Here is a 24,564-nt window from a genome sequence, read left to right as displayed (position 1 = left end):
GGTCAGCCCGCGGCGGCGTCCGTCCCGGCCGGGGGAGCCGCACGACGGCGCTCGCGGCGCCCGCGGGCCAGCTCCGTCGCCAGGGCGTCGAGCGGCTGGGCGAACGTGTCCTCGAAGCGGGCGAGCCAGGCACGGGCGGCCGCCGTCCCGGCGTCGTCCACGGCGTACAGGCGACGGGTGCCCTCGGCGCGCACGTGCACCAGGCCGGCCTCGCGCAGCACGCGCAGGTGCTGTGACACGGCCGGCTGGGTGATGCGCATCCGGGCCTGCAGCGCGGTGACCAGGGCGCCCGCGGGCTGCTCGCCCGGTACCAGCAGCTCCAGGAGCCGACGGCGGACGGGGTCGCCGAGCGCCTCGAACACGCCGGGCGGGGCCGTGTCGGGGTGGCCGGCGGCTTCTCCGGCGTCGACCCGCGCCCCGGCCGGCCCGTCGTCGTGCGCGGAGGCGGCAGCAGCACGCGGCACTCAGGCCTCCGGCGGCGTGGTGTAGAAGGCGAGGGTCCGCTCGCCCGCGGCGCGGGCCTGGTCGGCGTCGTCCCCGGCGGCGGCCGCGGCGTCGGCCCAGCCGGTGCTGGCGGCGCGCGCGAACGTCACGCCCTCGTCGGAGAGGGACCACTCCTCGACCGCCTGCGGGTCGAGCGATGCCCCGGTGTCGAGGTGCAGGCCCAGGCCCATGAGGCTCAGGTCCCAGCCCACGCCGACGGCGCCGGGTCCGTACTGTGCCCAGAAGTCCGGGTCGACGGGGGCCTCGTGGACCAGCTCGAGCGTGGTGCCGCCGTCGGCGGGGGTGAGCGAGACCTCCAGCCACGAGACGCCGCCGTTCGACTCCCACGTGACGGCGAAGGCGTGCGGGGCGTCGCAACGCTCCACGACACCGCCCGCGTGGCCCTCGAGCTGGTAGCGGCCGCCGACCGTGAGGTCGCCGGTGATCGGCATGAACCACCGGGGGAGCCGTTCGGCCGAGGTGAGGGCGTCCCACAGGTCGTCGCGGTCGGTCGCGTAGGTGCGGCGCGCGACGGCGATCTTGGTCGGTGCGTCGCCCCGGCTGCCGTCGCGGACCTCGCGGGTCACGAGACCGGCAGTCGCGGCGGGGTCGGTGAGCGTGGTCATGGTGTCTCCTTCTATAAGTGGACACTTATTTATCCCACACGCGTGCCGCTCTCGCAAGAGGGCGTCATATCTCGTCCAGAAAAAGTGTGTCAAGCGGGTCCGCCTACGCATGTGGGCGAGGCGGGGTAGGTTCCGATCATGGCCCGTATCGAGGTGGTCCCCGCGACCACCGACCGGTTCGACGACATCGCCCGCGTCCTCAACCCGACCGGGCGCGAGCAGGCCTGCTGGTGCATGCACTGGCGCGCGCCGGCACAGGAGGACGTGACGACGCGCGGCGCGCGCCTGCGGGAGCTCACCGCGCAGGAACCGGCACCGGGCATGCTCGCGTACCTGGGCACGGAGGAGGCCCCGGGCGAGGTGGCGGGCTGGCTCGGCTTCTCGCGGAGGTCGGCCGCCCGGTCCCTGCAGCGGTCCCGGGTGCTGCCCGTCGGAGAACCCGGGACCTGGGACACGACGTGGGTCTTCATGTGCGTCACCGTGCGCACGGGCTTCCGCAGGCAGGGGATCGCGCAGGCCCTCCTGGACGGCGGCGTCGACTACGCCGCGGCGCACGGCGCGACCGCGCTGGACGCGTTCCCGGTCGAGCCCCCGCCCGGGCGCCGGGTCCCGGTCAGCGCGGCGTTCGTCGGCACGGTCGGCATGTACGAGCGGGCCGGGTTCGACCGGCTCGGCCCCACGGGCGCCACCAGCGCCCGCCTGACCCGCTGGCACCTGCGCCGCGAGATCGCCCCGGCGTAGCAGGCCGTCCGGGGCCGGCTACTCCTCGACGGGCACGACCACGCACACCTCGAACGTCTCGCGGCCACGTCGCAGCAGGTAACGTGCCCGGTCGGCCGCAGCCTCCGACGCGTTCTCGTCCTTGTAGCTCCAGCGCACGTCCACCCAGAGCAGGGCGTCGCCGACCTGCTCCACGGAGCGCACCTCCGGGACCGCCGCCACCAGGCCCTGTTCCCGGTAGGCGGTCAGCATGCCGCCCAGGCTCTCGCGCGCGACCTCGGCGTCCGGCACCACGAGGGACCGGTCCGCCTGCACCACCATCGACGGATAGCCGAGGCTGTCGGTCACGACCTCCAGGTCCCCGGCCCCGAGCGCGACGCCGTACCGGACGAAGAAACTCACCAGATCGTCCTGATCGAAGCTCTCCATCCGCCACACGCTAACCGCCCCCACCGTCGAGTGCTGGACATTCGCCCTCCAGGAGCGTCCCGAAGGGCGAATGTCCAGCACTCAACGGGCGTGGTCGAGGGCTTGGGCCAGGTCCTGCCAGAGGTCGTCCAGGTGTTCCAGGCCCACCGAGAGGCGGATCAGGTCGGGGGAGATGCCTGCGTCCTTGCGGGAGACCTCGTCCATGATCCGGTGGGTCAGTGACGCCGGGTGCTGGATCAGGCTGTCCACGCTGCCCAGGCTCACCGCCGGCGTGATCAGCCGTACAGCGGAGACCACCGCCACCGGATCGGCCGAGGTCTCGAACGACACCATCGCCCCGCCCACCCGCGGGTAGTGCACCCGGGTCACCCGCGGGTGCTCGGCCAGCCGCCGCGCGAGCTCCGCTGCCGTGGCCGACGCCGCCCGCACCCGCACGGGCAGCGTCGCCAGGCCGCGCAGCAGCTCGTAGCCCGCGATCGGGTGCAGCACGGCGCCGGTGAGGAACCGGACCTGGCGCAGGGTGCGCGCCGTCTCCTCGTCGCACGCCACGACGCCGCCCATCACGTCCCCGTGCCCGCCCAGGTACTTCGTGGCGCTGTGCAGCACCATGCCGGCGCCGAGCGTGAGCGGGCGCTGGAGCACAGGGGTCGCGAACGTGTTGTCCACCAGCAGGGGGACCGGGCCGCAGGCGGCGGCCAGCGCGCGCAGGTCCACCTCGTCCAGGGTGGGGTTGGCCGGGCTCTCCACGACCACCAGCCCGGTCCGGTCCGTGATCGCCGACGCCGCCTCGTCCGGCGTCGCCCACGTCACCGAGGTGCCGAGCAGGCCGGAGCTCAGGAGGTGGTCCGTGGAGCCGTACAGCGGCCGTATCCCGACGACGTGCGGCCGGCCCGCCGCGGCCCGCGCCAGCAGGCACGCCGACAGGGCCGCCATGCCGCTGGCGAAGGCGACGGCGGCGTCGGCCCCCTCGAGCTCGGCCAGGGCGGTCTCGAAGCGGCGCACGGTCGGGTTGGCGACGCGCGCGTACACGGGCGGGCCGCCGTCGTCGTGCCCGTCGGCGAACTGGTCGAGGCGCGCGGCCTCGGCGGCCACGTCGTGCGACGGGTAGGTGGTGGACAGATCGATCGGCGGGGCGTGCAGGCCCAGCGCGGCCAGGTCGTCCTTGCCGGCGTGGACGGCGCGCGTGGACCAGGAGTGCGCGGAGGCTGGGCGGATGGGCTCGGGGTGCACGGACGGTGGGTGCACGGGCCCCGGATGCGTGGTCATGGGGGACTATCGGCACCCGGCACGGCTCGCGTGGGGCGGGCATGCTACAAATTCGGGCCATGGGCCAGAACGTGATCCTCGATTCGGTCGACCGTGCGCTCATCGACGAGCTGCAGAAGGACGGCCGGCTGTCCAACAAGGTGCTCGCGCAGCGGGTCGGGGTCGCGCCGTCGACGTGCCTGGCCCGCACCCAGCGCCTGCAGAACGCCGGGGTGATCCGCGGCTACCGCGCGGAGATCGACCCGGCCGCCGTCGGGCGCGGGCTGCAGGCCATGCTCATGGTGCGGCTGACCACCCACTCCCGGCCCCTGCTGGGGCCGTTCGTCGAGTGGGTGCGGCGCCTGCCGCAGACGCGGGCGGTGCACCACGTGTCCGGCCCGGACGACTTCCTGGTCCACGTGGCCTGTGCCGACACGGACGAGCTGCAGCGCCTGGTGCTCGACCTGACCGCCCGCGGCGAGGTGGGCCGCGTGCAGACCGACCTGGTGTTCTCCTCCTGGACCTGCGGCCCGGTCACCCCGGCGGACTGACCGGGCCGGACGACAGGCCACCGGGGTGACCTGTCGTCCGGTGGGCCGGTCAGAGCGCCTGCGCCAGCAGGTCCGCGAACAGGGCGTCGGGGTCGACGTCCAGCCCGCGGGCCGTGAACCAGGCGCACACGGTGCGGCAGTCGCGCAGCAGCACCTCGCTGGCGAACGGGTTGGCCACCAGGTCCACGACCTGCGGCAGGTCGATGATGACCAGCCGTTCGCCGTGGGCCAGGATGTTGTACGGCGACAGGTCGCCGTGCGCGAAGCCCAGCCGTGCCAGCACCGACATGCCGTGCGTGAGCTGGGCCCAGTACGACTCCAGCAGGTCGTCGGAGGGACGCTCCCGGGCCAGCCGCGGCGCGGCGACGATCTGCGTGCGGCCCTCGTCGTCGACCTCCTCGGTGCCCACGAACTCCATGAGCACCTCCGTGCCGTCGATCTGGACCGGGTATGGCACCGGGGCACCCGCCGACCAGGCGTCGCGCAGGGCGACGAACTCGGCGTCGGCCCACTGGGTGGCCGAGACCGCGCGGCCCCAGGCGGACTTGCGGTCCTCCATGGCGCGCTGGTCGCGCGTGCGGCGCACCCGGCGGCCCTCCGTGTACTCCGTGCCGCGATGGAACTGGCCGTGGTCCAGGCTGCGGTACCGCTTGGCCACCAGGAGGCAGCGCTCGGGCTCGCGGGCCGGGTCCGACGGCGGGGTGCCGTGTGGTGGGGTGCCGTGTGGCGGGGTGTCGTGCGGTGGGGTGCCGTGTGGCGGGGTGCCGTGCGGTGGGGTGCCGTGCGGTGGGGTGCCCGTCGGCGGGGTGCCCGTCGGCTGGGCGGACGGGTTGGCGGGTGTGGCGCCGTGTGCAAGGTCGGCCGGGCCTGCGGGTGTGGCGCCGGAAGGAACGTCGGCCGGGTCTGCGCTCGGCGGGACGGCGCGCTCGACGAGGAACGCGTCCGCCTCCTTGCCGGTCTTGAGGATGCCGAGCTCGGTGTCGAACGCGGCGTCCCGGGTGACCAGCCAGTCCGGGACCGGTTCGGGGCCGCGCTGGCCCTTGGCGACGGAACGCCAGGTGGACCACCGCTGCCCAGGTCCCGGCTGGGTGGGGTCGGTGGGTGTGTGGTGCGTGGGTGCGTCGTGATCGGGGGTGTCCGGCGCGAAGGCGTCGTGCTCGGCGTCCTCCACCAGGGCGAATGTGCTCGGGTGGGGGCCCTCCAGGTCCGCACGGCCGACGGTGCCGCGACGGTTGTCGCTGCGCTTCCTGCTCGCGGACTGGATCAGGACAGACTTCGGTGCTTCGGGAAAACGGGGCAAGACGGTGCTCCTTGATGCCGGAGCACGACCGGATCAGTGCCGGGTGCTCCTGGTGACAGTGGCGTCTGCTGCCGCGGAGGCAGCTGCGCGAACGACGTCGTCCATGACCGCCTCCTTCCTGTCCGCGCTCATCGAGCGCACCGTGACGGGCACTGGGCCCGGGGTCTGGCCGGCCAGCGAGCGCCGCCTGCAGGGCTGTCTCGATGACCGTGCGAGGAGCATGTCACGCGTGCGGGACGGCGCGCACCTGTTTTTTCGACGAGGTCGGCACTCTCCTGCGAGGTCGGTACTCTCCTGCGAGGTCGGCAGTTTGCCTCGAGATCGGTCCAGGCTTGTGCCGACCTCGAGGCAAACTGCCGACTCCGCGCGGCAAACTGCCGACTCCGCGCGGCAAACTGCCGACTCACCCTGCAAACTGCCGACCGCCAGGTTGGCTGAAGGCCTCCCTGCGGTCTGTCGGTCACCCTGTGGTCTGTCGGTCACCCTGTGGTCTGTCGGTCACCCTGTGGTCTCTGCCGATCACCCCGCAACCTGCCGATCACCGGCAGGCCGCCGACAGCCCCCGGACCTCAGGCAGGTGGCAGGTAAGGGTTGGGCCGGGACCCTCTCACCACGTCGGGCGGCAGGTGTGCCGTGATCCTGGCGAGCATCTTCCGGGTGTCGGCGCGGTCGGCGGCGCTCGTCCGTTCCAGGGTGATGCCGGCCCGACGGATGGCCTCGGCGCGGTTCTTCTCGCTCATGTACTCCGCGGCAGGGTCGTGACCGGCGCGGACGCCGTCCGGCCGGTACTTGATCAGGCCGTCGAACTCGATGCCCAGCCGCCACTGCTCGTAGCCGAGGTCGGTATGGAAGAGCCCGCGGTCGGTCTGGACCGGCATCTGGGTGCTGGGGCGGGGGAGGCCCGCACGCAGCATCTCGTAGCGCACCCAGGTCTCCCAGGCTGATCCTGCACCGCCGTCCGCGAGCTCGACGACCGACCGGGCCCTCTGCACCCCGCGCTGTCCGGCGCGGGCGTCGATCATCTGGAGCAGGACCTGACGGTCGGCGCCGAGAGACAAGGCGGAGTCGGCGATCACGAGCGCCTCCAGGGGATGCAGCGCCAGGGCGCAGTCGACCACGGTGCGGTCGAGCGATGTGACGGGAAGATCGTCGACCAGGGCGACGTCCGCGGGCGGGACCGCTCCCCGGTGCCGTACGACGTCCTTCGCCGATCGACCTGAGGCGCGATAGCCCTGGTAGACGTGCGTCGTGTCGGGCACCGTCCAGACCCGGCAACCCAGCAGCAGGGCGGCGGTCGTGTGGCTGAAGACGTGGTCCGCGCGGAGCTGGGAGTGCAGGGCGCGTGCCCGGGCCAGCTCCTTGATCCGCTTCTCGCGCGGCGCCGACGAGGGGCCGCCGACCTGGACGGCGCCCGCCTCGCAGTAGGCGCCGCGGCGGACCTTGACGAGGGTGCCGCGGCGGTGGTCGTTCGCGAGCTGGTTGCGGTCGCGCTCGGCGGCGAGCAGGACGGAGGGGATTGTCACGACGGGGGTGGACGATGCGGCGGTCATGGGACGAGAGTGCGCCAACCGCGTGCGGCGTGCTGCCTGCGGTGTCAGGGGATGTGCACAGGTCCGACGCCGCGGGACATGTGGTCACGCGATGAGCCCTGCGGCGCGGCGCAGAGGGTCTCCGCGCGGCCTGACAGCATCTTGAGGTCGGCACCTTCCTGCGACGTCGGCAGTCTGCCTCGAGGTCGGCACAGGCCTGTACCGACCTCGAGGCAAAGTGCCGACTCCGCGCTGCAAACTGCCGACCTCGAGGGGAAGTGCCGACTCCGCGCTGCAAACTGCCGCTCTCGAGGGAAAGTGCCGACTCCGCGCGGCAAACCGCCGACGCTGCGCGGCGAACTGCCGCTCTCGAGGCAAACCGCCGACTCTGCGCGGCAAACTGCCGACCTCGAGGCAAACCGCCGACTCCGTGCGACAAAGTGCCGACCTCAGAACAGTCAGCCGCCGCCGTCAGTTCCAGGGGAGCGCGTCCTCCACGGACTCCCACAGGGAGTCGCGGACGTCCTCCGTCGTGTCCTGCACGCCCTGCTGCAGGTCGTCCTGGAGCTGTTCGCGCTGCTCCTGCAGGGAGTCGCGGGCGTCCTGCGTGACCTGCTGGGCGTAACCCACCACGCCCTGGACGGCGATCACGATCACCCACACCACCACGACCAGCCAGAACGGCCACGTCCGGCCGCCGCGGCGCATCCGCACCGCCCGGAAGAGGTTCACGACGGCGGAGGTGACGATGCCCAGCAGCGGGATCGACAGCTCGGCCATCCGCGGTGCCCAGACGGGGTCGAGGTTCAGCAGCGCCACGGCGATGTCGCCGAGCGCGGCGAAGAGCGGCAGCCCGGCCGCGCTGGGCATCACGTCGAAGCCCGGCAGGAGCCGGACGAGCTGGTACACAGCCAGCGCGAGCAGCAGGCGCGGGACCCAGCCGAGAACCGTCGCCACGACGCCGAGGCCGCCGCCCGTGCTCCGCCGCTCGTCGTCCCTGGGCTCCCGCGAGTCACGGCGGTCCCGGTCGTCCTCGCGCCGGGGTGCGGGGGCAGCCGGCGGCTGCGGGGCCTCCGGTTGCGCGGCCCGACCCGCGGGCTGCTGCGCTGTGGCGGGCGCGGGCGCCACAGCGGGCACGGGCGCCACAGCGGGCACGGGCGTGGGAACCGGGCGCGTGCCCGGCGGGGGACCGGGCCGGTACGCGGGCGCCACCTGCGTGGCCTGCTGGTTGCTGACCGGCGCCATGCGCTGCGTGGGGTTGCCGGCCGGGCGGGGCGGCGCCGGCGGCGTCGGGACGCCGGGGAGCGGCAGGCCGTGCCGCTTCCGGTAGGCGACCCAGCCGTCGTAGGTGTCGGCATACCCCTCGGGCGTGAAGGCTGGACCCCAGCGCATCGCCGCCCACAGGTAGTCCTTGATCTCGGCGGGCGCGCGCCCGCCCGCCCGCTGCGGCCCGACGGCGGACAGGTAGACCGAGATGATCTCCTCGGCGGCGCCGTCGAACCCGTCGCCGTGCACCTGGTGCAGCCGGCCCATGAGCTGCTGGTCGTAGACCAGGTTGGTGACGGGCTCGCCCTGCCGCACCGGGTTGCTCGCCAGGGGACTGGTGGGGGCGACGGCGCCCGTGGGCGCCCCGCTGCCGGTCAGCACCTCGGTGACCAGGCCGCGCTCGATCGTCGTGGCGTCGGTCGCCGCCAGCAGCGACGGGTCCAGGCGCGCGCTGTCGCCCGCGAGCTGGGCCACGGTGCCGATGAGGTTGTGCAGCGGCGGCCGGTCCTCGGGCCGGTGCCGGGTCATGGCCAGCACGAGGGGGAGCAGCCGCTGGTCGACCGGTCCGACGTCGGCCGCGGTCAGGTCACGGCCCGCGAAGTTGAGGTCGTTGGGGAGCTGGCCCGTGGCGAGGAAGATGAGCAGCAGGCCGAGGCTGAACACGTCCGAGCGGGCGTGCGGCTTGCGCACGAAGAGCTCGGGCGCCATGTACGAGATGGTGCCCGCCGCGTGGGTCGACGTCGAGGTACCGTGCCCCTTGGCGATGCCGAGGTCGATCAGCACGTACCGGCCGGGCGCGGCGATGATGTTCGCGGGCTTCACGTCCCGGTGCAGGTAGTGCTCCTCCTGGAGCACGGCGAGGGCGTCCAGCACGTCGTCGGCGACGCGCAGCACGTCGTCCACCGGCAGGGGCCCCTCGGCGGCCACCCGCTGGGCCAGCGTCGGACCCGGCACGAGCTCCATGGCGAACCACGGCGTCGCGGACCGCAGGTCGGCCGCCAGGAGCCGCGGGAAACCGCGCCCGGCCAGACGGTCCAGCAGGGCGGCCTCGCCGACGAACCGGTCCAGCGAGCCGTGCTCCGCGTTCGTCAGGACCTTGAGGGCCACCTCGCCACCCTGCCCGAGCGCGCGGTACACGTGCGCGAAACCGCCGTGGCCGAGCGTCCCGACGAGCTGGTACGGACCGAGCACCTCGCCGGTCGCGGGGATGCGGGGCCCCGCCTGCTGCGGGGCGGCCGGGCGGCCCGCAGGTCCGCCGCCCGCGGGCGGCGGCGCGAACGTCGACGCGGCGGGCGCGAACCCGGCGGACGACGGCGCCGCGGGGCCACCCTGTCCCGCGGGCGGCGCTCCGGGCGCCGGGCGCACGGCGGTCTCCGCGAACCGGGCGGTGCCCGTCTGCCCTGTGCCCCTCTGACCTGTGCTCGCCTGACCTGAGCCCGTCTGCCCTCTGCCCGACGGCAGCACGACCTGCGTCGGTGCGGTGGGCGGCGGCGTCGGGGCGGTGCCCGTGGCCGGTCGCACGACGGCGGTCCGGTCACCGCCCTGGGCCGGCTGGCCGGCGGGGCGTACGGCCGGCGTGCGGGTGGTCTCGTCGGACAAGCAGGGCTCCTCAGCAGTGCACCGGGACGACCGGTGGGGACCTGAGCAAACCTATCAGCGTCCCGCTGTGCCGATCAGGCATGTGCCTGGCCGGTTTCGTGCCGGTTCCGTGACCGCGCGGGCTCCGGACCGGCGGCCTCCGCGCTAGCCCTCGCCGCCCGGCAGGGCGTCCTGGAGCTGCTCGGTGACGCTCTCCTCGATGCTCTCGGTCGCGTCCTGGCGGGCGTCGTCGACGCTCTTCTCCAGCTCCTCGCGGGCGGTGTCCTCGGCGTCCTGCTTGGCGTCCTCGATGCCCTCGTCCACCGACCGCTCGATGTTCTGCCGCGCGTTCTCGGCGGCGTCCTGCGCGTAGCCGACGATGCCGCCCACGGCGAACACCACGATCCACGCGAAGACGGCCAGGCCGTACGGCCAGACCGCCAGCGACGTGCCGAGCGCCCGGATCGTGTTGAACACGCCGGCGAGCGCCATGCCGAGCACGGGGATGGTCAGGTTGGCGGCCTGGTCGGACCACTCGGGGTTGAGGTTGAGCATGCCCAGCACACCGTCGCCGATGCCGCGGAACAGCGGGAACTGCGCGACGTCGGGCATGACGTCGAAGCCCGGGACGAGCCGGACGAGCTGGTAGACGCTCAGCACGAGCAGCAGGCGCGGGATCCAGGCCAGCACCGCGCCGGCCGCCGAACCGCCGGGGCGGGAGTCGTCGTCGCGGTCACGGCGGGGTGCGGGCGGCGTCGGCCCGGACGGCTGCGGTGCGTAGCCCTGCTGGTCCTGGTCGTAGCCCGTGCCCGGCTGCCGGCCGTAGGCGTGGGGCGCCTGCGGGTAGCCCTGACCCTGCTGCTGCCCGTAGCCGGCTGTGGGCTGCGGATACCCCGGAGCCTGCTGCTGGCCGTAGCCGGCGGCGGGCCGGCCGTAGACCTGGGTCGGCTGCCCGTAGCCGCCCTGTCCCGCGCCGGGCTCGCCCGGGAACGGGCCGGCTCCGTGGACCTGGGTGGGCTGGGCGGTCTCGTAGGGGCGGTACGGCTGCGCGGGCGGAGGTGTCGCAGCCCGGAAGTCGCGGCCCTGCCCGGCGACGCCGGGAGCGTCCGCCGCGCCCGACGGCGGTAGCACCTGGGTCGCGTCGCCGTAGGAACCGCCCTGGGCGTGGTCGGCGTAGCCGCCGCCCTGCGTGGGCGGCATGGCCTGGGTGCGGTCGTCGTAGCCTGTCGTGCCCGGCGTCACCACCTGGGTGCGGTCGTCGTACCCCGCCGTGCCGAGGCCCATGACCTGCGTCTGGTCGTAGCCCGTGGCGCCCTGTGGCGCGGCCCCCTGCCCGGACCGGCCGGCCGGGAAGACCTCCGTGCGGTGCGGTGCGGCATACGATGACGGGGCATCGGGCTGCGCGTCCGGGCGACCTGTCCGAGCGGGTGGCCGCTGGATCTGCGTGGGGTCGGCTGCCGGAGGAATTCGGCGGGTGGGCTCGTCGGACACGCGGAGGCTCCTCGGTTGTGGTCCGGTTTCGACACCTGTTTCGCGAGAACCTACCAGGTGGGGTGAATGCCCCGTTGGGGTGGCCAGGCAGGCCAACATGTCCGACCCTTGCTTCGGGGGCGGACCACGCAATGCCGCCTGTCCAGGAACTTCGGAGGAAACGCATGAGCTCTGACACCGTGCCCCGCTGGCCTCGGATCGACGCGGTCGTCCGGGAGGACGGCTCCGGGGAGGTGACGATCGACGGGACGTTCCATCCCATCAGCGCCGCCAGCCTGGAAGAGGCACGCGTGGAGGTGCTGCGCCGGGTCACGGAGAACGCGGCCCGGGTGGGCCGGCCGGTACGGGCCTCCGCGACCGGTCCCGAGGGGCTCTGGAACCTGATCGTGCACCCCGACGGGACGGTGGTCCCGGAGGAGGACGAGCTCGCCCCGCCGTCGGCCCCGACCCCGCAGGCCCCGCCTGCCGGGCCCGTCCCCGACCAGGTGCCAGGACAGGCCCCGGGGCCCGTCTTCGACGACGCGTCCGCCGCCGACCTGCCCACGCGCGAGCCGCTGCCCGGCGCGCACGACGGGCCGTCGGCCGACCCGCTCGCCTCCGCCGTCGAGATCGACCCGGACGACACGGTGCGCCGCGCGCCGGCGCCCGGCCCCGCCCCGGACCTGGGGTCCAGGCCCGACCTCGCACCCCGCCCCGACCTCGTGTCCGGCCCGGCCGATGCGCCGGGCGTGGCCGACCGGCTCGGGGAGAGCGCCGCGGACCGCGACCTCGTCGCCCCCGCCGTGGACCCGGGCGTCGACCCGGGCGCCCGGCCGGGCACGGTGCCCGGCGACATGGCGGGTCATCACGCCGCGGGACCGGCGTCCGGCCCCCTGGACACGGTGCCCGGCCCGGCCGGCCCCCTGGACACGGTGCCCGTCCCGTCCGGACCCGTGGACGGCGTCCCGTCCGGCGCGGGCGCGTCTGCCGCACCGACCGACACCGGGCGGACGGGCGGCACGGAGGCGCCTCGCTCGCGCCGCGAGGCGCGGGAGTCCTTCCTCACCCACCAGCAGGACGAGGACCCGGCCACGCGCGGGTTCCGCGGCGTGCTGACGCGCCTGGGCATCCGCGTGGGGCCCAGCGAGTCGGAGCGGGCGGAGCGGGCCGACGAGCGCGCCGTCAGCCAGCACTGGCCGGGGCCGCGCACCATCTCGATGGTGAACGGCAAGGGGGGCGCGGGCAAGACGCCGTCGACGGTGCTGCTCGCAGCGGTGTTCGCGCAGTTCGGCGGCGCGGGTGTGGTCACCTGGGACAACAACCAGACGCGCGGCACGCTGGGCTGGCGCACCGAGCAGGGCCCGCACGAGTCGACGCTCCTGGATCTGCTGCCGCAGACCGACCGCCTGCTGGGGCCGTCCGCACAGGCCGCGGACCTCGCCCGGTACGTGCACCACCAGACGCGCGACCGGTTCGACGTGCTGCGCTCCAAGCCGATCGCCATGGCGAACGAGCAGCGCATCGAGCCGCAGGACGTCGACGCGATCCACTCGGTGCTGTCGAAGTACTACCGGATGATCCTCATCGACTCGGGCAACGACGAGTCCGACCCGATGTGGCAGCGGATGATCGACCTGACCGACCAGCTCGTGGTCGCCACCACCACGCGGGACGACCACGCCGAGGCCGGTGCCCTGCTGCTGGAGGCGCTCTCGACGCGCGACGGCCGGTCGGCGTACCTGGCGCAGCAGGCGGTGGTGGTGGTGAGCCAGGCGGACCAGAAGCAGCCCGCGAGCGAGCTGGAGCGGGTCGCCGACGGGTACCGGTCGCTGGCCCGCGAGGTGGTGACCATCCCGTTCGACCCGGCCATGGTGGACGGCCACCTGCGGTACGGCGCGCTGCGCCCGGACACCCGTCGCGCCTGGCTGGCGGCGGGCGCAGCGGTGGCCGGCGGCCTGTGACCGGCGGGGCGTCCGGCCGGTCCGTGCAGGGCCGGCCGGATCAGGCCCCGAACAGCCCGACGATCTGGTACCAGGTCGCCATGGTGTCGTAGCCCATCTCGTTGAGCAGCGCCCACACGATGCCCACGATCGCGTAGAGCGAGACCGGGACCAGGAAGATCCACTCGCGGACCGATCCCGCGTCGCCCAGGATCGGGATCGACAGGTTGCCGCCGGACCGCCAGATCATGTCGAGCTCCAGGCCCCGACCGTCCCGCATCCAGCGCGGGGAGCGGAACTTCAGCGGCCAGAGCAGCGGCACGCCGTTGGTGGTGATCATGTCGCCCAGGATGTGCACGGTGCAGCCCAGGGCCACGCTGAACGGCATCCAGAACCACTCCTCGGGCGCGAAGATGGCGATGAGCACCGCGAGCGTGATCGACGTCGTCCACGGCAGGACCTTCGTGTCACGCGTGATCTTGAGCGCCTTGAGGGCGAACGCGACCAGCAGCACGCACATGATGCCCGGGCCGATGAGGATCGCACCGATCTCCGGGTTCCCCGTGTCGATGCTCAGGAAGCTCAGGCCCCAGGCGATGGCCGTGAACACCGCGATGCCGAGGATCGAGTGGGTGCCCTTGCGGTGCCCGCCCGAGACGGCCTCGATGCCCTTGACCACGACGTTCGACACCGGCTTGAGGGAGTTCGCGATGGTGCCGGAGTGATGGTCGGCGTCCGGCAGGAGCGCGGCGCCCGCACACACGAGCGCTCCCGCGATCACACCGGTGTCCGTCACGGGGTACCAGCCGAAGGCGATCGGCGTGGACGCGGTGACCGCTACCCAGGCCGCGGCTCCCGTCGCGGCGTGGTTGCCTCCCATCATGGTCGTGTGCGCTCCAGTTCCCGGGGAATCCCGATTGATTTGTTAACTCTGACCAGGTTTGTCCCGGAACCCTAACGCGCACCTCCGACACACCTCCGCAGGCGCGCGCGACGTGCCAGACCCTCAGGTCAACCAGGTGACCTGAGGGTCTGGCACGGGGGGCGTCAGGCGCCCGTGACGTACATGTAGTGGTGGAAGCTCTGGTCGCGCACGAAGCCCTCCGACTCGTACAGACCCTGCGCTGCGACGTTGTCCCACGCGGTGGCCAGCGAGACGCGGATGGCGCCCGCCTCCTTGGCACGGCGGCACGTGTCCTGCACCAGCGCGCGCCCGGCACCCGTGCCGCGTGCGGCCGGGGTGACGAACAGGTCGTTGAGCACCCACGAGCGGCTCAGGCTCACCGACGACCAGGTCGGGTAGCTCTGGGCGAAGCCCACCAGCCCGCCCGGGGTCCCGGAGTCGTCCGGCCCGAGCTCGGCGACCAGCAGCACGCTGTCGCCCGCGTCGCGGCGGGCGGTCAGGTAGGCCCGCGCCTCGGCATCGGGTACCTCCTGGTCGTAGAACCTCAGGTACTGGCGGAACAGGTCGACCACGGCATCGACGTCGTCGTCGGTCGCGGGGCGCACATCAACAGACACGTTCGCGATCATGTCAGGCCGCAGGGGGTCGGCGCCACGACCTCCCGCGATACCGCGAAGATCCGAGAGGTGATACAGGAACACGACGGCGCCCGGAACGGTTGACACAGGCGATGAACACCCAGCCACGCCTGTCCGTCCTTGACCTCGTGCCCGTCCGCTCGGGCCAGACCAGCGCCCAGGCCCTGGCGGCCTCGCTCGACCTGGTGGCGCTCGCCGACCGCCTCGGTCTGGAGCGCTACTGGTTCGCCGAGCACCACAACATGGCCGCCGTCGCCGCGTCGTCACCGCCCGTCATGATCGCCGCGGCTGCCGCGCGCACCTCCCGCATCCGGGTGGGCTCGGGCGGCGTGATGCTCCCGAACCACGCCCCGCTCGTGGTCGCGGAGCAGTTCGCGGCGCTGGAGGCGATCGCGCCCGGCCGCGTCGACCTCGGCATCGGCCGCGCGCCCGGCAGCGACCCCGTGGTCACCTCCCTGCTGCGCGCCACGGGCCCGACGGCGGACGTGGACCGGTTCCCGCAGCACGTCACCGACATCCTGAGCCTCATGGGGCCCGACGGCGCCCGCCTCCGCCTGGTCTCGGGCGACGTCTACGACGTGCGGGCCACCCCCGCGGCCGCCGGGACACCCACGGTGTGGCTGCTGGGCTCCAGCGACTACTCGGCCCGGCTGGCCGCCGAGCTCGGCCTGCCGTACGTGTTCGCCAACCACTTCTCCGGGCAGGGCATGGAGCAGATCCTGGGCCTGTACCGGGACGGCTACCGGCCGTCGGAGGAGCACCCCGAGCCGCGCACCTTCGTGACGGCCAACGCGGTGGTGGCGCCGACGTCGGACGAGGCGCACGACCGGGCCCTGCCCCAGCTGCGCCAGATGGCCCGGCTGCGCTCCGGGCAGCGGCTCGGGCCGCTGGAGACGGTGGAGGAGGCGCTGGACGCCCAGGCCGCCGAACCCGCCGACGGCATGATCGCCCAGTCGATCGAGTCGATGCGCGCACGCTGGCTCGTCGGCGACGCCGAGCAGGTGGCCGGCCAGGTGCGCGACCTGGCCGGGCGGTACGGCGTCGAGGAGGTCATGCTCGTGCCGGTGGCCGGTTCGCGGGCGGAGGAGCCCCTCGACGCCACGCCCGGGCGCGCACGAACCCTGGAGCTCCTGGTCGAGGCGCTGAAGGACTGAGCGCGCTGTACACGCCGGAGCGGCCCGTCCCGGGCACCCCAGGAACCGTCGCTCCCGCCTGGCGGTTGCTCCACCCGCTGGTCGGCAGAAGGTCAGGTGATCGGCAACCCGGGTTGCCGATCACCTGACCTTCTGCCGACCAGCGGACGGCGCGGGGCAGCCGGGGCGGTCACGCCGCGCGTGCCGCCCGGTGCCGGATGGCGCGCGCGTAGTCCGCGCGGGGGACGTGCGGCGTCACGTGGAGCACCATGCCGGCCTCGGCCGGGGTGCGGTCCGCCTTGTGCGAGTTGCACTCGTAGCAGGCGGCCACGAGGTTCATCCACGTCGAGGGCCCGCCGCGGGACCGCGGCAGGATGTGGTCCACGGTCTCGGCGGGGCCGCCGCAGTACGCGCACAGGCCGTCGCGCCGCTTGACGCCCAGCTTGGTGCACGCGGGCGCGCCGCCCGACTTGTAGAGCCACCGCATCGTGACGTACCGGACCAGCCGCAGCACGCGCGGTAAGGGGAACGGCCCGAAGGAGCGGCCGTCGACCGCCTCCTCCACGACCGCGACCTCGCGCACGAGCATGTGGATGGCATGCCGGACCGATACCCGGTGCAGCGGCTCGTAACCGGCATTGAGGACAAGGACGTCGGCCACGGGCCTGCTCCTTCCGGTGAGCGTGTCGTACTTCCTGGATGTCTCGGGTCGTGCTGTCGGGCGGGACGTGTCCGCGCCCGGGACGACAAGAGCCGCCCGGGAACAGGCATCCCGAGGCGGCTCACAGCACTGGTCCGGCACTGCCGGATCAGGAGCGTATGGCGCCCCGGATGGCCTCACGGCCGTCCCACAGGTGCGTGGCAGTGGTCGGGTAGGACGACGCGGTGGCGGCACTGACCTTGCACAGGCCGGCGGCCTGGAGCGCGAAGCTGGTGCGGACCATCGTGTTCTCGTCCTTTCCCGTCTCGTTCGAAGGGCTGGTATCGGTGCTGCGGCAGGCGTGCGGACACACGTCATGCCTCCACGGCGCGAGTCCGTGTGTGAAGAAAGGTACAACGAGGACTTGGTGTCGTCTATGGCTTTTCCGGAACTGCAACCCAAGGATGCATCAAGAACCTCCGCGTGGCGGCATGTCCCGGCGTGTCGCTCAGGGGGCCGGGGCGGCCCGGCGCTCGAGGTCGGCATCCCTGGCCCGGGAGGCCGCCAGCTCCGCCTGGAGCGCGGCGAGCTGTCCCCGGATCGCCCGCAGCTCGTCCATGACCTCGGCGTCCGACCGCTCCTCGTGCTCGGCGAGCTCGTCGATGCTCTCCATGCCGCTGACGACCACCGCGATGAACAGGTTCAGCACCGCGAACGACACCACGAGGATGAAGACCACGAAGAAGATCCAGGCGGTGGGCTCGTGCGCCATCACGTCGTCGGCGATGTCCGGCCACGCCTCGCCCGTCATGACCTGGAACAGCGTGAACGCCGTGGTCCCCAGGTCGCCGAAGTGCTCCTCGGCGATGCTCCCGTAGAGGTTGGTCGCGATGACCACCGACACGTACATGACCAGGAGCAGCAGCGCCCCGACGGAGCCCATCCCGGGCACCGCGGCGACCAGGCCGTTCACCACGCGCTTCATGGACGGTACGGAGTCGGCCAGGCGCAGCACCCGCAGGATCCGCAGGGCGCGCAGCAGCGAGAGCGGCCCGGTCGCGGGGATCAGCGCGATCCCGACCACGAGCAGGTCGAAGACGCTCCACGGGTCCCGGAAGAAGCGCGTCCCGTGGGCGATCAGCCGCAGGGCGATCTCGGTGACGAAGAACCAGAGCATCACGTCGTCGATGGTCTGCAGCACCTCGTCGGCCGGCCCGTCGACGATCGACGTCTCCAGGCCCAGCACCACCGCGTTGGCGATGATCACGCCGAGCACCACCCGCTGGAACCACGGGTGGTCCACCAGCGTCCGCAGACGCCCGCGCACCGACACGCCACCGACCGGCATTCCGGACTCCTTTCAGGGGGTTTGTCCGGAATGCAGGGTAACTGGCGCGTGGCGCGCGGCGCCGCGAGGTCCGGCGCCGGGCCGACGCCGGCCCGGCGCAGGGCCTGGCTCTACCAGGTCACGGGGTCACGGATGATCGGGCAGGTCATGCAGTGCCCGCCGCCCCGGCCGCGACCCAGCTCGCCGCCGGCGATCTCGATGACCTCGATGCCGGCCTTGCGCAGCAGGTCGTTGGTGGTCGTGTTCCGGTCGTAGGTGAACACCACGCCCGGCTCGACGGCGACCGAGTTGTTGCCGCTGTCCCACTGCTGCCGCTCCGACTCGTAGACGTCGCCGCCGGTCTCGATGACCCGGAGCTCGCCGAGCCCGGAGACCTGCCCGACGACGTCGAGGAAGGACGACCCGCCGGCGTCGGTCACCGAGACGCCGAGCGGCCCGCCGTCGGGCCGCAGCACGAACGGGTGCACGCGGTCGACGATCCGCGGGTACACGGTCACGGTGTCGACGTCGACGAACGTCATGATCGTGTCCAGGTGCATGGCGGCGCGCAGGCGGGGCATGCCCGCCACGACGATCTGCTCGGCCGCGCCCGCCTCGAACAGCGAGGCGGCGACCTGCGTGATGGCCTGGCGCGAGGTGCGCTCGCTCATGCCCATCAGCACGGTGCCGTTGCCGATCGGCATGATGTCGCCACCCTCGAAGGTGGCCTCCCCGTGGCCGGTCTCGGGGTCGCCCCACCACACCCGGCTGCCCACGTACTGGGGGTGGAACGTGTAGACGGCCTTCATGAGCAGCGTCTCGTCGCGGCGGGCCTGCCAGTACAGCGGGTTCAGGGTGAGGCCGCCGTAGATCCAGCACGTCGTGTCGCGCGTGAACAGCGTGTTCGGCAGCGGCGGCATGAGGTACTCGCGCGCGTCGGGGCTGAGGTCTGCCAGTGCGCGGAAGCCCGGCGGGAGCTCGGGCACGTCCGCGACGGCGAGGCCGCCGATCAGGTAGCGCGCCAGCTCGTGCTCGGGCAGCGACTCCAGGTACTCGCGCGTGGCCTCCACCAGGCCGTTGCCCACGATCTCGGGCACGATCTTGCGGTCCAGGAGCCAGTCGCGGGCGCCCGGCACGCGGAGCGTCTCGGCGAGCAGGGCGTGCAGCTCGACGACGTCGACGTCGCGGCCGCGCAGCTCCGCCACGAAGTCGGCGTGGTCCTGCTGCGCGCGCTCGACCCACAGCACGTCGTCGAACAGGAGGTCGGCGGAGTTGGACGGCGTGAGCCGCTGATGGGCCAGCCCGGGCGCGCAGACCAGGACCTTGCGCAGCCGGCCGACCTCGGAGTGGACGCCGTACGCCGACGAGGGTATGCCGGCCGGGGGCGGGGTGCTGTCGATGGTGTTCATCGGGCGCTAACGGTACTCACCCGACCGCCGTCGTGCCGAGCAGCGAGCCGATCGCGAAGGTCGCGCCCAGCGCCAGGGCTCCGCCGATCACCACGCGCGCCGTGGCGCGCACCCGCGGTGCGCCGCCGATCCAGGCCGCGATCCACCCCGTCCCGGCCAGGGCGGCCAGCACGACGACGAACGTCACGCCGACCCGCCAGGGCTCCGGGATCAGGAGCACGGCGGCGAGCGGCAGGACGGCGCCGAGCGTGAAGGCGACGGCGGACGCGAGGGCGGCGTGCCAGGGGCTGACGACCTCGTCCTCGTCGATGTTGAGCTCGGCCTCCAGGTGGGCGGCCAGGGCGTCGTGCTCGGTGAGCTCTACGGCGACCTGGCGGGCGGTGGCGGGGGACAGGCCCTTGGCCTCGTAGAGCCCCGCCAGCTCGGCGAGCTCCTGCTCGGGCATCTCGGCGAGCTCGGCCTTCTCCTTGGCGATGAGGGCCTTCTGGCTGTCGGACTGGCTGGAGACCGACACGTACTCGCCCAGGGCCATCGAGATCGCCCCGCCGACGAGGGCGGCGAGGCCGGCGGTGAGGATGGGCCCGGTCTGCGACGTGGCGGCCGCGACGCCGACGGCGACCGCGGCGACCGAGACGATGCCGTCGTTCGCGCCGAGCACGCCTGCGCGCAGCCAGTTCAGGCGCTCTGCGAGCCCGTTGGTGTGCGGCTCGTCGGGGTGTCCGGTGGCGTCGCGGCCGGTGTCCGGGTGGTTCGTGCCGGACGTGGGGGTGGTCATGGGTTCAGGCAACCAGGAGTCGGCGCGGAGAGCCAGTGCCGGGGGCGGGGTTGGACAGCCTCACCTTGCCCCCGGCCGTGGTTCAGTACGCCTGCGTGTCCGGGGTGCGCTCGCCCACCGGGACCTCCACGGCCAGCGTGTTGCCGTCCTGGGCCAGCGGGCACGTCCATGCCGGGTCGTAGGCGCAGGACGGGTTGTAGGCGAAGTTGAGGTCGAGCACCAGGTCACCGTCGCCGAAGTCGCCCGGGCCGCCCCCCTCGCCGCCGTCGGGCCCGCCGGTGTGCCCGAGCCAGGCGCCCTTGATCGTGTCGATGAGGTAGCGCCCACCGCCGTAGGTGCCGCCGGGCGGGCCCGCGAGCGCGTCCTTGATCGGCACGAACAGGCCGCCGCCGTAGGAGGCGAGCCGCCAGACGTCGAGCGTGCCGAGGTCGCCCAGGGTGTCGGACGCCAGGGTCACCGTGCCGAGCAGCTCGAACGGCACCACACCGTCGGTCCCGGTGGGCACGTCGAGGCGGCGCGGCGCGCCGTCGGGCCCGGGCTCGGCCGGGACGATCGGGGCGCTCAGGCGCCAGGCCGGGTCGTAGGGGGTGACGGTCAGGCCGGTGAAGCCGGGCCGGTCCTCGGGCAGGATCGGCGACACCGGGTGCGTCGCGAAGAGCTCGTCCCGGGCGGCGACCCAGCCGGCGTGGGCGGCGGCCGGGTCCACGACGGCACGGGTGCGGGCCTCGGCGTAGAGCGCGAAGACGCGGCGGCGCCAGTCCGCGGTCTGGAGCGCCGTGACGGCCGGGGAGGTGGTGGCGTACGTCATGCGCACGACACTACCCACCGCGGCGGCGTCGCACGGGGCGGGGTCGCGGGCTCAGGCCCTGGGCGTGAGCCGGATCACGGGGATCTCCCGGTCGGTCACCTGCTCGTACCGGCGGAAGTTCGCCGCCTGGGCGGTGATCTTCTGCCAGGCCTCGGCGCGCTCGGCACCGTGCAGCTCCGTGGCGGTGACGGCGACCTTGCGGCCGCCCTGCTCGACGGTGACCTGGTCGGGGTGCGCGGCGAGGTTGAGGTACCAGGCCGGGTTGGCGGGGGCACCTCCGGCCGAGGCCACGACCAGCCAGCTCCCGTCGGGCCCGGGGAACCCGGCCAGCGGGTTGGAGCGGGGCTGCCCGCTCTTGCGTCCGACGGTGGTCAGGACCAGCAGGTTCATGCCCATGGTCGTGCCCTCGGCGCGGCGGGCGCGTCGCATGAGGAGCCGGTTCATCCAGCGGAAGCCGCGTCCGGGCTGCCTCGCGCCGCGCGTGCCGGTGGGGTGGGTGAAGGTCACGTCAGTCCTCGGGGTCGGCCGGACGTACGGTGTCCGGCACCGGAAAGGTTCGTGCCGTCCAGTATCGGTCGGGTGCGGGCGCATCGCGGGCCGGCGCGGGGGTCGGCGTCCGCGCGGCCTAGGATCACGGGGTGCTGCGACTCTCCGACGTCACCTATCTCGTCCGCGACCACGACGAGGCCATCGCCTTCTTCGTCGACGCCCTCGGGTTCGCCCTCCGCGAGGACGAGACCACCGCGGCCGGACGCCGTCGCGTCGTCGTCGGCCCGGCGGACGGCGGGACCGGGCTGGTCCTCGCCCGGACGGACGCCCCGGCCGCCGTGGGCGACCAGGCCGCCGGGAAGGTCGCGTTCTTCCTGGAGACCGACGACTTCGCCGCGCAGCACGCCCGCATGACGGCGGCCGGCGTGCGGTTCCGCGAGGAACCGCGCCACGAGGCCTACGGCACGGTGGCCGTGTTCGAGGACCTGTACGGCATGCCCTGGGACCTGATCGAACCGCCGCGCGGCTGATCCGTCGGACCACGCCAGGGCCGCCAGGCCCGCCGGAATGCGTCCCGGGGGCCTGGCGACCGGTTCGGCCGGCGTCAGCCGCAGTGCTCGAACGGGCTGGTGTAGCTCGTGCTGCCCACCGAGCCGCCCCACTTCACGCAGGTGCCCGGTGCGGACCGCTTGACCGGGCCGGCGTAGTAGGAGAAGTTCCCCGAGTCGGTGGTGCGGGACGCGCCCTCCGGTTCCAGGAAGGCCGAGACCGCGCTCGGCGTGCCCAGGTTGGTGGACTTGAGCGTGACCGCGCAGTTGTAGCCGTTGCCGGCGTTGTAGAGCAGGTAGGTGCGGCCCACGGTGCCCAGCGCCGCGGAGTCGATCACCGAGTAGCCGCTGCCGCAGACCTCGGCGGGCGTGTAGGGGTTGCTCGAGCTGCCGCAGCCGTTGGTGCTGGTGACCGCCTTCTTCTGGCCCAGCGAGACGGTGACGCCGTCGACGGTCGGCGAGGTGTCGACCACGCCGGACGAGGTGCGCTGCTCGTAGTGCAGGTGCGGTGCGCTCGACCCTCCGGTGGACCCGACGGTGCCGATCACGGTGCCCTGGCTGACGGACATGGTCTGGCCCGCGGCCCGCACCATCGTGGCGAGGTGGGCGTAGCGCGTGCGGGTGCCGTCGCTGTGCACGATCTGCACCCACTTGCCGTAGCTCGTGCTGCCCTCGTCGTCGAACGTCGCGGTGCCGCCCGCCGTGGCACGGACCGTCTCGCCGTTGATGGCGTCGCTGCCGTACGTCTGCCAGTCGATGGAGCCGGACGGGTTGTGCCCGCCGGTCCAGTTGTTGGCGTAGAAGGTCTTGCCACAGTCGAACGGTGCCTTGTGGGCGATGGCCAGGACGCCCGCGTCCTGGGTCGAGGTCGTGGCGGCGGCCGCCGGGGAGGCGGCCAGGGCGAGCGCGGTCACGGCCGCGAACGTCCACCGCCTGGTGATCTTCCTGCGGAACGGGGAGGTGACTGCCATGGTGCTCTCCATCCTGGGGTCGGACTCCTGGTCTGACCTGGCGAAGGCTGGCACGGCGCCCCGGACGGCGCCCATGGGGAGTGCTCCCCGTGGACGTCCCCAGCCACTCGTGCGTGGTCCCGCCCACTCTTGAAAACGAATCTGCGATCATGTTTTCATGAAGGTCGAGCGAGCGGCCGGCAGGGTCGCGCGCCGTCGTCGAGGAGACGTGTCATGACCACACACCGCAACCCCCGTGCCGTCGTCGTCGGAGCCGGCATCGCCGGGCTCGCGACTGCGCTGCGGTTGTACCAGGCGGGCTGGGAAGCCCTTGTGGTGGAGCGGGCGCCCGAGCGTCGCTCCGGCGGGTACGCGGTGACCTTCGCGGGCCTGGGGTACGACGCCGCGGAGCGGATGGGCGTGCTGCCCGAGCTGGCCCGCCGGCACATCGTGCCGGACCGGATGGACTACGTCCGCCCCGACGGGCGCACCCGCTTCACCGTCCCGGGCCCCACGGTCCGTGCGATGGTGGGGGACCGTTCGCTGAACATCCTGCGCGGAGACATCGAGGACGTGCTGTACACGGCTGTCACCGGCGCGGCGTCGGGCACGGTGGAGGTGAGGTTCGGTGCGAGCGTCACCGAGGTTCGGCAGGATCCGGACGGCGTGGACGTGACCCTGTCGGACGGCACCGTGGAGCGCGCGGACCTGCTCGTCGGCGCGGACGGTTTGCACTCGGCGGTCCGGCGCCTGGTCTTCGGTCCTGAGGACGACGTGCGGCTGGACCTGAACCACATGGCCGGGGTGTTCGAGCTCGACAGGCTGCCCGACGGCGTCGAACCGGGCGTCACGGCCTCGCTCACTGACACCGGGCGCACGCTGGCGGTGGTGAGCGTCGGGGCGCGGCGGGCGGTCGCGTTCTTCGGCTACCGCACGCAGCGGCCCTCGGCCGAGCTCGCCGACGGGCCGCACGTCGCCCTGCCGCGCGCCTACGGCGACATGGGCTGGGTGGCCCCGCAGGTGCTGGGCCAGCTCGCCGGGGCCGGGTCGGTCTACTTCGACACGGTCAGCCAGATGGTCGTGGGCGGCTGGAGCCGGGACAGGGTGGTGTTGCTGGGCGACGCCGCGTGGTGCGTCACGCTCTTCGCGGGGTATGGCTCCTCGCTGGCCGTGGCCGGGGCCGATGCGCTGGGCGCTGCCCTGGAGCGGCACCCGGCGGACCTCGCCCTCCCCCTGCGCGAGTGGGAGGCGCAGCTCCGCCCTGAGGCGGAGCGCAAGCAGAGACTCGGCCGCCAGGTCAAGGGCCTGTACGCCCCCGCCGACCCGTTCCGGCTCTGGGTGCGTGACCTGCCGCTGCGCCTGGCGTCCTACCGCCCGGTCTCGGCGCTGCTCCAGCGCCGGCTCCAGCTCACGTCGTGAGGCCCACGTTCCCGCAGGGTCAGGTGGAGACCCGCCCGGCGTCGCCGTCGACGGTCACCGTCTGGCCGTCCCGGAGCATGGTCGTGACCCCCGGCACCGCGAGCACGGCGGGGATGCCGTGCTCACGGGCCACGATCGCGGCGTGCGACAGCACGCCGCCCGTCTCGGTGACGACCGCGGCAACGACGCCGAACAGCGCGGTCCAGGCCGGTTCGGTGAAGCGGCACACCAGCACGTCGCCGGCACGGACCCGGGTGAAGTCGTCGGGGCCGTGCACCACGCGGGCGGGCCCGGTGGCCCGGCCCGGGCTGCCGGGTGTGCCGGCGACGCCGGCCGTGCTGTGCGACATGCTTCCTCCCTGGGCGTACCTGTTCGCGTTGACACCGG

At 73.5% G+C, this 24,564-nt stretch carries 25 protein-coding genes; 6 read left to right on the top strand and 19 right to left on the bottom strand.

Annotated elements, in window-relative coordinates; genetic code table 11:
- Positions 1-2 precede the first annotated feature (2 nt).
- Together ACO229_RS10165 and ACO229_RS10160 are read right to left on the bottom strand one after the other, a co-directional pair.
- A complete protein-coding gene (locus ACO229_RS10165; protein ID WP_423464798.1) occupies positions 3-464 on the bottom strand; it encodes an ArsR/SmtB family transcription factor in 462 nt (153 codons plus the stop codon).
- Positions 465-1,109, bottom strand: coding sequence for an SRPBCC family protein (locus ACO229_RS10160; protein WP_397430106.1), 645 nt, complete (start codon positions 1,107-1,109; stop codon positions 465-467). It lies immediately after the preceding gene.
- Positions 1,110-1,247: 138 nt separating this feature from the next.
- Between ACO229_RS10160 and ACO229_RS10155 the strand changes: the two genes are divergently transcribed.
- Complete coding sequence (locus ACO229_RS10155) at positions 1,248-1,850, top strand: GNAT family N-acetyltransferase (protein ID WP_423464797.1); 603 nt, start codon at positions 1,248-1,250, stop codon at positions 1,848-1,850.
- A gap of 18 nt (positions 1,851-1,868) precedes the next feature.
- On the opposite strand, the gene ACO229_RS10150 is transcribed toward ACO229_RS10155, so the two are convergent.
- Together ACO229_RS10150 and ACO229_RS10145 are read right to left on the bottom strand one after the other, a co-directional pair.
- Complete coding sequence (locus tag ACO229_RS10150; RefSeq protein WP_397414691.1) at positions 1,869-2,258, bottom strand: hypothetical protein; 390 nt, start codon at positions 2,256-2,258, stop codon at positions 1,869-1,871.
- An 81-nt stretch (positions 2,259-2,339) separates the two neighbouring features.
- The gene (locus ACO229_RS10145; protein ID WP_423464796.1) at positions 2,340-3,524 is read right to left on the bottom strand and encodes a trans-sulfuration enzyme family protein; all 1,185 of its coding nucleotides are present in this window, start codon (positions 3,522-3,524) and stop codon (positions 2,340-2,342) included.
- Positions 3,525-3,583: 59 nt separating this feature from the next.
- On the opposite strand from ACO229_RS10145, the gene ACO229_RS10140 reads away from it, so the two are divergent.
- Positions 3,584-4,054 (top strand): Lrp/AsnC family transcriptional regulator, encoded by a 471-nt coding sequence (locus ACO229_RS10140; RefSeq protein ID WP_397414695.1) that lies wholly within the window; start codon positions 3,584-3,586, stop codon positions 4,052-4,054.
- 49 nt (positions 4,055-4,103) lie between these two features.
- On the opposite strand, the gene ACO229_RS10135 is transcribed toward ACO229_RS10140, so the two are convergent.
- From ACO229_RS10135 to ACO229_RS10120, 4 genes are all read right to left on the bottom strand, one after another.
- Positions 4,104-5,354 (bottom strand): RIO1 family regulatory kinase/ATPase, encoded by a 1,251-nt coding sequence (locus tag ACO229_RS10135; protein ID WP_423464795.1) that lies wholly within the window; start codon positions 5,352-5,354, stop codon positions 4,104-4,106.
- 569 nt (positions 5,355-5,923) lie between these two features.
- Positions 5,924-6,904 carry a hypothetical protein gene (locus ACO229_RS10130; protein WP_423464794.1) on the bottom strand — a complete coding sequence of 327 codons (981 nt, stop codon included), beginning with the start codon at positions 6,902-6,904 and terminating at the stop codon, positions 5,924-5,926.
- A 450-nt stretch (positions 6,905-7,354) separates the two neighbouring features.
- Positions 7,355-9,748: a serine/threonine-protein kinase gene (locus tag ACO229_RS10125; RefSeq protein ID WP_423464793.1), complete on the bottom strand. Its 2,394-nt coding sequence runs from the start codon at positions 9,746-9,748 to the stop codon at positions 7,355-7,357.
- Positions 9,749-9,892: 144 nt separating this feature from the next.
- Positions 9,893-11,218, bottom strand: a complete 1,326-nt coding sequence (locus ACO229_RS10120; RefSeq protein WP_423464792.1) for a hypothetical protein — start codon at positions 11,216-11,218, stop codon at positions 9,893-9,895.
- A 164-nt stretch (positions 11,219-11,382) separates the two neighbouring features.
- Between ACO229_RS10120 and ACO229_RS10115 the strand changes: the two genes are divergently transcribed.
- Positions 11,383-13,158 carry an ATPase gene (locus ACO229_RS10115; RefSeq protein WP_423464791.1) on the top strand — a complete coding sequence of 592 codons (1,776 nt, stop codon included), beginning with the start codon at positions 11,383-11,385 and terminating at the stop codon, positions 13,156-13,158.
- A 40-nt stretch (positions 13,159-13,198) separates the two neighbouring features.
- Here ACO229_RS10115 and ACO229_RS10110 read toward each other — a convergent pair whose 3' ends face one another.
- Complete coding sequence (locus tag ACO229_RS10110; protein ID WP_397430113.1) at positions 13,199-14,020, bottom strand: metal-dependent hydrolase; 822 nt, start codon at positions 14,018-14,020, stop codon at positions 13,199-13,201.
- A gap of 164 nt (positions 14,021-14,184) precedes the next feature.
- Positions 14,185-14,658: a GNAT family N-acetyltransferase gene (locus tag ACO229_RS10105; protein WP_423464790.1), complete on the bottom strand. Its 474-nt coding sequence runs from the start codon at positions 14,656-14,658 to the stop codon at positions 14,185-14,187.
- A gap of 113 nt (positions 14,659-14,771) precedes the next feature.
- Between ACO229_RS10105 and ACO229_RS10100 the strand changes: the two genes are divergently transcribed.
- A complete protein-coding gene (locus tag ACO229_RS10100) occupies positions 14,772-15,833 on the top strand; it encodes an LLM class flavin-dependent oxidoreductase (protein WP_423464789.1) in 1,062 nt (353 codons plus the stop codon).
- Positions 15,834-16,002: 169 nt separating this feature from the next.
- Here ACO229_RS10100 and ACO229_RS10095 read toward each other — a convergent pair whose 3' ends face one another.
- From ACO229_RS10095 to ACO229_RS10065, 7 genes are all read right to left on the bottom strand, one after another.
- Positions 16,003-16,473, bottom strand: coding sequence for an HNH endonuclease (locus tag ACO229_RS10095; protein WP_020018328.1), 471 nt, complete (start codon positions 16,471-16,473; stop codon positions 16,003-16,005).
- Between the two features lie 148 nt (positions 16,474-16,621).
- Entirely contained in the window at positions 16,622-16,756 is a 135-nt protein-coding gene (locus tag ACO229_RS10090; protein WP_397414713.1) for a hypothetical protein, read from the bottom strand.
- 204 nt (positions 16,757-16,960) lie between these two features.
- Positions 16,961-17,800 (bottom strand): ion transporter, encoded by an 840-nt coding sequence (locus tag ACO229_RS10085; RefSeq protein WP_423464788.1) that lies wholly within the window; start codon positions 17,798-17,800, stop codon positions 16,961-16,963.
- Between the two features lie 110 nt (positions 17,801-17,910).
- Positions 17,911-19,188, bottom strand: coding sequence for an arginine deiminase (locus ACO229_RS10080; protein ID WP_423464787.1), 1,278 nt, complete (start codon positions 19,186-19,188; stop codon positions 17,911-17,913).
- 16 nt (positions 19,189-19,204) lie between these two features.
- Positions 19,205-19,963 (bottom strand): VIT1/CCC1 transporter family protein, encoded by a 759-nt coding sequence (locus tag ACO229_RS10075; protein WP_423464786.1) that lies wholly within the window; start codon positions 19,961-19,963, stop codon positions 19,205-19,207.
- An 82-nt stretch (positions 19,964-20,045) separates the two neighbouring features.
- The gene (locus ACO229_RS10070; protein WP_397430117.1) at positions 20,046-20,771 is read right to left on the bottom strand and encodes a DUF1684 domain-containing protein; all 726 of its coding nucleotides are present in this window, start codon (positions 20,769-20,771) and stop codon (positions 20,046-20,048) included.
- Between the two features lie 51 nt (positions 20,772-20,822).
- A complete protein-coding gene (locus tag ACO229_RS10065) occupies positions 20,823-21,278 on the bottom strand; it encodes a nitroreductase/quinone reductase family protein (protein WP_397430118.1) in 456 nt (151 codons plus the stop codon).
- Positions 21,279-21,409: 131 nt separating this feature from the next.
- Between ACO229_RS10065 and ACO229_RS10060 the strand changes: the two genes are divergently transcribed.
- Positions 21,410-21,790 (top strand): VOC family protein, encoded by a 381-nt coding sequence (locus ACO229_RS10060; RefSeq protein WP_423464785.1) that lies wholly within the window; start codon positions 21,410-21,412, stop codon positions 21,788-21,790.
- A 74-nt stretch (positions 21,791-21,864) separates the two neighbouring features.
- Here the strand turns inward: ACO229_RS10060 and ACO229_RS10055 are convergent, their stop codons facing one another.
- Positions 21,865-22,779: a M23 family metallopeptidase gene (locus ACO229_RS10055; protein WP_423464784.1), complete on the bottom strand. Its 915-nt coding sequence runs from the start codon at positions 22,777-22,779 to the stop codon at positions 21,865-21,867.
- 213 nt (positions 22,780-22,992) lie between these two features.
- On the opposite strand from ACO229_RS10055, the gene ACO229_RS10050 reads away from it, so the two are divergent.
- A complete protein-coding gene (locus ACO229_RS10050) occupies positions 22,993-24,177 on the top strand; it encodes an FAD-dependent monooxygenase (protein WP_423464783.1) in 1,185 nt (394 codons plus the stop codon).
- Positions 24,178-24,196: 19 nt separating this feature from the next.
- Here ACO229_RS10050 and ACO229_RS10045 read toward each other — a convergent pair whose 3' ends face one another.
- Positions 24,197-24,526: a PEP-utilizing enzyme gene (locus ACO229_RS10045; RefSeq protein ID WP_397430122.1), complete on the bottom strand. Its 330-nt coding sequence runs from the start codon at positions 24,524-24,526 to the stop codon at positions 24,197-24,199.
- Positions 24,527-24,564: the final 38 nt, after the last annotated feature.

This window comes from Promicromonospora sp. MS192 (assembly GCF_049532985.1).
Taxonomy (GTDB): domain Bacteria; phylum Actinomycetota; class Actinomycetes; order Actinomycetales; family Cellulomonadaceae; genus Promicromonospora.
The sequence above is the reverse complement of the archived record's forward strand: the minus strand, read 5'-3'. Positions and strand labels throughout refer to the sequence as shown.